This window comes from Streptomyces sp. WM6386 (assembly GCF_000972385.1).
Classification (GTDB): domain Bacteria; phylum Actinomycetota; class Actinomycetes; order Streptomycetales; family Streptomycetaceae; genus Streptomyces.
Map to the genome: position 1 here is coordinate 1 of NZ_JXTE01000407.1, position 552 is coordinate 552.

General features: G+C 69.6%; 1 protein-coding gene. It reads left to right on the forward strand.

Going from position 1 to position 552, the window contains the following annotated elements:
• Positions 1 to 86 precede the first annotated feature (86 nt).
• Positions 87 to 518 (forward strand): tautomerase family protein, encoded by a 432-nt coding sequence (locus TN53_RS41970; RefSeq protein ID WP_046264163.1) that lies wholly within the window; start codon positions 87 to 89, stop codon positions 516 to 518.
• Positions 519 to 552: the final 34 nt, after the last annotated feature.

Genomic DNA, 552 nt, shown 5'->3' on the forward strand with positions numbered 1-552 from the left:
AGTCTAGCGTGACCGCCACTTATAACGACTGTCATAGAACTGCGTCGTCAAGCGCAGAGTCGAACGAAACGAAGAGAGGTATGCCCATGCCGATGATCCGGCTCACGGCCCCGGCCGGCGCCCTGACCGAACAAGGCCGCCAGAGCATCCAGCGTGACCTCGCCGCCGTACTGCTGCGCTGGGAGGGCGCACCCGACACGGCGTTCTTCCGCGGCCAGGCGTGGAGCTACCTCGTCGACCTGCCGGACGGCGCGCAGATCACCGCCGGGGACGACGCGCCGCGCTTCCTGGTGGAGGTCAACGTCCCGCAAGGAGCCCTGTCCGAGCGCCGTAAAGCGGGCCTGGTCGAGGAGGCGACGAAGAGCGTCCTGGCCGCGGCCGGCCTCGGCCCGAACGACGCCCTGCGGGTGTGGGTGCTCGTGCACGAGCAGCCCGATGGCACGTGGGGCGCGGGCGGCTCCGTCATCCGCTACGCCGACCTCGTGGCACTGGCGAAGGGACAGCCCACCGATGCGTGAACTGACCTACGTCGCCCGGCGCACCGTCGAGTGG

Excerpts from the sequence above, each read along its gene's own strand:
- TN53_RS41970 (WP_046264163.1), top strand. The coding sequence starts at position 87 with ATGCCGATGATCCGGCTCACGGCCCCGGCCGGCGCCCTGACCGAACAA.